Genomic DNA, 6,339 nt, shown 5'->3' on the forward strand with positions numbered 1-6,339 from the left:
TTAAACTAGTAAATAACTAAAAACTTTTGGCTAATTTAGTCCGATAACTGACGGGTTATACGAAGCCGTTGTTGTGGTTAATGTAGAAAAAACGAACAGAATTGATATTTAGACCTCTGAAATACGAAAAATATGCAGACAAAAACTGTCAAAAACTGACTGAATTTCAAAACGAATTCAGAGCCGAATATGACCTTGACAATTATGAAAATTGGTTCTATAATCAATCCAGCGAAACTTTGCGATTATATTCAGACGATAAAGAAATTTATTTCAAATACATACCTGTTGGAACTTTTTCTCAAAAGACAAATACTTGGATGTGGGCTTGGGCAAATGAACATTCTGTTGAACTGAGAAAATTCCAGACTTAAAAAGTTAAGGAGTTCGGAGAAAAAAAGAAATATGAAAATCTGTCAAATACTCATTTTGACGGAGATAAATACACAGGTTGGGAATTGACTTCCATTGCATTCGACATACTTGGCGGAATTGGAACTTATCGAGTAATTTCTGACCATTTGGAAAAATACTTTTTGCTCACAGACCAAATCTCAAAAGAAGAAGTTGAGAAAATAGAAAACGAATTAATTGACTGTGGAATTCACGGAAAATTACGAAAGGCGTTTATCTGTCAACATTTGAATAATCAAACCAAAACAGGATTTGAAGAAGCATTTGAGACTTATCGTGGAATGGAATTGGACGAGGAAGACGATTTTCAAGCTTGGTGCTCTGAATGCGAAAAAGAACGACTTAAAACAGACGGTTGGAATGACGAATCAATGGAATTTGCAAACATTAAATTGGTCTGCGAAAACTGCTATTTTGAGATAAAGGAATTTAATTTAAACGAATAAAAAACACTAACCACAACAACGGCTATAATTCATTGTGGCGGAATTTTCTAACCGAAAATTCCTATCTTTAAATCATCGCTTGGTTCTCGTGGAATGGTCCTCGCGGACAATTCCACAACGAAACCATAGCCCAACCGTTATGGTTTATATGGCAAACTGCTGTGAATAAAAATTGTAACTCTATATTTTAAAAACTGAATCATTAATTTTAACTTTAGAAATCATGAAAATGAAAACAAACAAATTACGTAAACTACTAAAATTTGGACTAGTCCTGTTTGGACTTTCTCTGATGCTATGGAACTGTGAAAAGGAAGAAAACCAACTAAATTCTTCCATTAACAACTCAAATTTTATTTCAACTGCTGCTATTAATGAAGTACAACAATTTTTGGATGATACTAATTACTCAAGCAAAAGGACAAGTAACAGCTTTAATTTAATTACAGATTTCGATAAACTATCTTATGATAAAATAGAAAATAGTAATGAACTTCTTGCAGTTGTTCCAGCTAATATTGAGGGTAAAAAAATGTACAGCAGAATTTTAATTACTAAAGTTAATAATTCTGTTAGCGGTGTTTTATTTAGTATGACCCAAAACTATGGGAATAGTGAGTCTAATTTTACAGGAAAGGCTTATATCTCCGATTTACAAGGAAACTTTATTAATGGATTAGTTTATGAAAATGGTATTCCCGTAAAAAAATTACAACTAAAAGAAAATACTTCTGGTAGAAGTTCAAATGGAGGAGATTGTCCTGATGATTGTCCTTATATAGATTGTACATTGTGTCAATTAGATGAAGTAGTTATTACTGCACCGAGACCAACAGAAGGTCCTTATGCTATAGTTCCGTTTATTTATGTTTATGATTATCATCAAGAAAATGAGGAGTTACTTGGTGATTTTGCTTGGGATTCTAATGGAGGTGGTGGTTCTAACTCTGGAAGCGGAACAAGTTGTACTGGTGATAAAGTATATAATTCTGCTACTAATACTTGTAATTGCCCTTCTGGAACAGTTGAGAATACAAGAGGGGAATGTATTGAAGATATTCTTAATGAAACGGGTAGTCCTTGTGTTGGGGATATTATTGATGCACTCCATGAAAAGGATTTAAATGGAGCTTTAGTACCTGATTTACAAGGAAAAGAACATTTATCACAAATAGTATTAGACTTATTTGGTAAATGCAGCAATTATGATTTAATAGTTAATGTAGCAGAATTAGGAACTGGTCCACATGGAGGCCCCGTAAATGGAAAAACCAATGGAATAAGTTCTATAACTCTTGATGATGATTTAATTGATGATGCCACCAGACTTTCCATTGCTAAGGTACTAATTCATGAAAGCTTGCACTTATACATGAACTGGATAATGAGAAAAGCTCCTGATTCGGATATGACTATTGATGTAAAGGCATATTTTTATGAATACAATGAAGATTCAAATCTTAGTCATCATCAATATATGCAAGATTTTGTAGAAGCTTTAGCTTATTCATTATCTGCTTATGATAATCACAGACTACCTATGGATTATTATAAAGCTATGTCATGGGGAGGTTTAGAATCATCAGATACTTATCAAGGATTTGACCAAGATAAAAAAGATGCAATTCAAGAAATTATTAACAATGAAAGACATGATAGAAATGGTGCTCAAAGTACACAATGTGAGTAAGCAAATAGCAATAATTATATTATTATCATTTTTAGTTTCTTGTAAAGTAACTAAAAGAGCCACCGTTGTAAACGGTACATATACTTTCGAAAGACACGAATCTAAAAGTAGATTTTCAAGTATCAATGTAGAAGCTTATGACTATGAATATAAAAATGGTTTGAATGCAGGAGTAACTGTCAATGATGTTTATTTTGATATTAAGTTCGATAAGGAAAAAAAAATAATCCCTCTACAAATAAAGGCTTCACCCAATAATAAATTTAATGTAAGGGTTCTTTTTCCATCTAGACATTCTGTGAAAATTGATGAATTTTATTTTAAAAGAGGAGATTCAATAATAATTAAAGCCTATTTAAAGGAAGATAATAGACCTGTTTATTAATACAAACCATAACACAGTATATAAAAAATAGCAGTTACGAGCTAAAATCAAAGTTTTGTTCTTATCTGCTATTTTTGTTTTTAAATTGAAAAAGTAGTCGTTTTTATTCTGCTACTTTTCATATACTAATACGTTACCACCAATTTGAAAACAGAACTACAAAAAAATAATAACAACTGGATTTTCGGTCTGATATTCATAATATTTGGAATCGGATTAATCTATCACAGTTTAACGGATTTCTTTAAATACAATTTTACGACGGTTCTTTTTGTTATAATGCGTTCGAATTCAAGCATAATAGCGGAATTTATTTTTGGAATTCTAACTGCGTTTTCTGGAATTCTGATTTTTTTAAATAACAAAAAATGGTTGACTTTAATAAAAATATTAGCGATTGGAATAATTGCGAATTTAATATTCGCTTTGTCGTTAAGAATTACCGATTATATTTTTAATTGGGAATTGTTAGCAGAATTATCAGTCAGAACATTAATTGGACTCGGAATATATAAACTGACCGAATATCTGACTCGAGTAAACCAAACCGAATGGAATTTAAAAGCAGAAAAAATGAATTTTATAATCGGAATTGTAATTGGACTTTTTCCATTTCTATTCCGAAATATTTTTTTTTAAACGGACATAAAAACTGGTGGTAACAATGTATAACCGCAATTACGGCGGATTCGACTACGTCCGAATCCACTCAGAATTGCTTAAGCTAGCAAATAACTGAAAACTTTTGGCTAAATTAGCCCGATAACTGACGGGTTATACGAAACCGTTGGCAAACATTAAAAACTTATAGAATATTTAGAATGATAAATAGAATAAAGAACTTTTTACCTGCTCTAATCATAGCTGGTATAATAATTTTCTCAGTAAAGCTATTTGTTGCTAAAAAGAAAGCAAATAAAGAGGAATTAATGAGTAATGGAAATAAAACAGAAGCTATTATAAAGGACATTAAATATGATTATTATTTTATTAACAAAGCTCGTAAAAAACAATATTATTATAAGTTAACTTTAAACTATAATGACTTACAAGGAAATTTATATAAAAACTTTGTTTCAATTAATGATTATGATTTCAAGGAGAAAAAAATAGGAGACAAAATTGAAATTTTTTATTCCACTGAAAACCCTAAAGAAATAACTTTAGTTGACTACCAAAAAATACACAAAACACCTGAAAGAATTTTACTACCTAATGATTTGTTAAGTATAAATAAAAACAAGAATACAAAATCAATTTACGATAACTTAAATAAAATAAGTTATGGATGGGAAATAGACCAAAATGATTCTACTTTATTTTTAAACAAAAGAAGGAAAAGCTTTATATATGTGAGGAAAGACTCAATAGCTTATTATCATAATTCATTTCTTGATAATCAAATATTAGAAAACGACTTAAATCAATTTGAAAAAATAGAATCAAAAAGAGTAGCTAAAAAACCTATAAACATTGATCTTTTTGAACCAAAAAGCAAACCTCTCCAGAATTTTAAAATGCGAAGTCTTGTAAATCATTATCAAAAAGATAATTTGAATTTCTATTCATCTGAAATCAATGACTATTCTAATAAACCTTGGTTTTCATTAGTTTTAAAAACAACTAATGATAGAAAAAATTAAAATAGGCGTCGAATTTATAGAAAAAAAACGATTTGCCAACAATGTATAACCGCAATTACGGCGGATTCGACTACGTCCGAATCCACTCAGAATTGCTTAAGCTAGTATATAACTAAAAACTTTTGGCTAAATTAGCCCGATAACTGACGGGTTATACTAAGCCGTTGGCATTCATTAAAAACCGAGAATACTTAAATGAAATACTATAAATATAAATGGAATGAATTGCGTGGCGACCAATTTGATAGTTGGGGATTTTCATTATGGTATTTTGAAGTTGGAGAAGACAAGTATTATAATAGACAGATTACGATATTTGATAATGGTAAAATCTTAAAATACTCAGAAGATAAATTGGAAGATGAATTTGGAGGATTAGGCGAAGGGAAATTTGACTTATCTGAATTTGATGGAATAGAATGCTCTCAAAAAGAATTTGAAGAGAATTGGAATCGATAAATTACATAAAAGGAGATGCAACAAACCCGATAGGAAATGACAAAAAATTGATTGTCCATATCTGTAATGACATTGGTGGTTGGGGAAAAGGATTTGTCTTAGCAATATCTAAAAAATGGAAAAAACCAGAACAACAATATCGTGAATGGTTTAAATCGCAGGATAAATTTGAATTAGGAGAAGTTCAATTTGTGGAATTAGATTATGACTTATCAGTTGCTAATATGATTGGACAACATAAAATTAAAAAAATGGACGGACAAATTCCTATCCGATATGAGGCTGTTGAAAAGTGTTTATCGAAAGTTGCTGACTTCTCTGGACAAAATAGCTATTCAGTTCATATGCCTAGAATAGGTTGTGGACTTGCTGGTGGAGACTGGAATAAAATTGAACCAATTATCCATAAAGAGTTAATCGAAAGAAATATAAGAGTGACTGTTTATGATTTTGAATAAAAAATAACGAAATGCCAACAATGGGTATAGTTCATAGCGGCTTTCAGCACGCTACGAACCATACCCTAGACGTTCTACGCAATTTGAAAAACTTACTCAAAATATTGATTACAATCTTGATTTTAGCTTCTTGTAAAAAGGAAATTAAGAAAAAAAGGGAAATTGTTAAATCTGATTTTAACCTAAAAAAAGATTACTTAGATTTCAAGCAAAAAATGACAGAATTAGATACCTTGAAAATATGGATTGATTATTCTGCTTGCTTGTTTTTTGGTTATGAAAGAATTATAATTACAAAAAAAATTAGATTCCGTTAAAATTAAGGGAGAATTTAAAAATGAAACATTTACAAAGGTCTCTAAATGGAAAAAAACTTATGACACTATAATTCCTCAAAATGATACTATTTGGAATTTTGGTCAATTCATAGAAAAAAATAAAGACCGAATAAAACCTAAAAATAAAAAACATAGTAGAATTCGAATTAGTCATAAAACAGATACTATTTATTTATTTAATAATGGATTAAGTGATTTAAATAATTTATTAAATGAATACGATATGACTGCTGAAAAAATATGTCCAAGACATTTAAATTTAACAGAACGCGATATCGAAATTATTAAAGATTTGAATTAAAAACTGCGTAGAACAATGTATAACCGCAATTACGGCGGATTCGACTACGTACGAATCCACTCAGAATTGCTCAAACTAGTAAATAACTAAAAACTTTTGGCTAATTTAGCCCGATAACTGACGGGTTATACGAAGCCGTTGTACACAATACCCAAAAAATGCCTAGAATCGAACTTCAAACTGAAATAAAAGCCGATAGAAATAT

Annotated in this window: 7 protein-coding genes and 1 pseudogene; all 8 read left to right on the forward strand. The window is 30.1% G+C overall.

What is annotated here, in order from left to right; genetic code table 11:
- Window positions 1–101 precede the first annotated feature (101 nt).
- Window positions 102–536: pseudogene (locus ACFQ1U_RS00625) on the forward strand (DUF6882 domain-containing protein); the annotation flags it as partial.
- A complete protein-coding gene (locus ACFQ1U_RS00630) occupies window positions 537–860 on the forward strand; it encodes a hypothetical protein (RefSeq protein WP_386104259.1) in 324 nt (107 codons plus the stop codon).
- 229 nt (window positions 861–1,089) lie between these two features.
- Window positions 1,090–2,550 carry a hypothetical protein gene (locus ACFQ1U_RS00635; protein ID WP_386104246.1) on the forward strand — a complete coding sequence of 487 codons (1,461 nt, stop codon included), beginning with the start codon at window positions 1,090–1,092 and terminating at the stop codon, window positions 2,548–2,550.
- On the forward strand, window positions 2,543–2,935 hold the full coding sequence (locus ACFQ1U_RS00640; protein ID WP_386104248.1) for a hypothetical protein: 393 nt from the start codon (window positions 2,543–2,545) through the stop codon (window positions 2,933–2,935). Before ACFQ1U_RS00635 ends, ACFQ1U_RS00640 begins: the two co-directional genes overlap by 8 nt.
- Window positions 2,936–3,079: 144 nt before the next feature.
- Window positions 3,080–3,574, forward strand: coding sequence for a hypothetical protein (locus ACFQ1U_RS00645; protein WP_386104250.1), 495 nt, complete (start codon window positions 3,080–3,082; stop codon window positions 3,572–3,574).
- Between the two features lie 182 nt (window positions 3,575–3,756).
- Window positions 3,757–4,578 carry a hypothetical protein gene (locus tag ACFQ1U_RS00650; RefSeq protein ID WP_386104253.1) on the forward strand — a complete coding sequence of 274 codons (822 nt, stop codon included), beginning with the start codon at window positions 3,757–3,759 and terminating at the stop codon, window positions 4,576–4,578.
- Between the two features lie 195 nt (window positions 4,579–4,773).
- Window positions 4,774–5,037, forward strand: a complete 264-nt coding sequence (locus ACFQ1U_RS00655; RefSeq protein WP_386104255.1) for a hypothetical protein — start codon at window positions 4,774–4,776, stop codon at window positions 5,035–5,037.
- Window positions 5,025–5,495, forward strand: coding sequence for a macro domain-containing protein (locus ACFQ1U_RS00660; RefSeq protein ID WP_386104257.1), 471 nt, complete (start codon window positions 5,025–5,027; stop codon window positions 5,493–5,495). The genes ACFQ1U_RS00655 and ACFQ1U_RS00660 overlap by 13 nt, the downstream gene beginning before the upstream one ends.
- The last annotated feature ends 844 nt before the right edge of the window (window positions 5,496–6,339 follow it).

Origin of the sequence: Tenacibaculum geojense, assembly GCF_042676005.1 — a bacterium.
GTDB lineage: Bacteria > Bacteroidota > Bacteroidia > Flavobacteriales > Flavobacteriaceae > Polaribacter > Polaribacter geojense.

Bases quoted from the DNA above. Each gene is read 5' to 3' on its own strand.
- ACFQ1U_RS00635 (WP_386104246.1), top strand. From the start codon at position 1,090: ATGAAAACAAACAAATTACGTAAACTACTAAAATTTGGACTAGTCCTG.
- ACFQ1U_RS00650 (WP_386104253.1), top strand. From the start codon at position 3,757: ATGATAAATAGAATAAAGAACTTTTTACCTGCTCTAATCATAGCTGGT.
- ACFQ1U_RS00655 (WP_386104255.1), top strand. From the start codon at position 4,774: ATGAAATACTATAAATATAAATGGAATGAATTGCGTGGCGACCAATTT.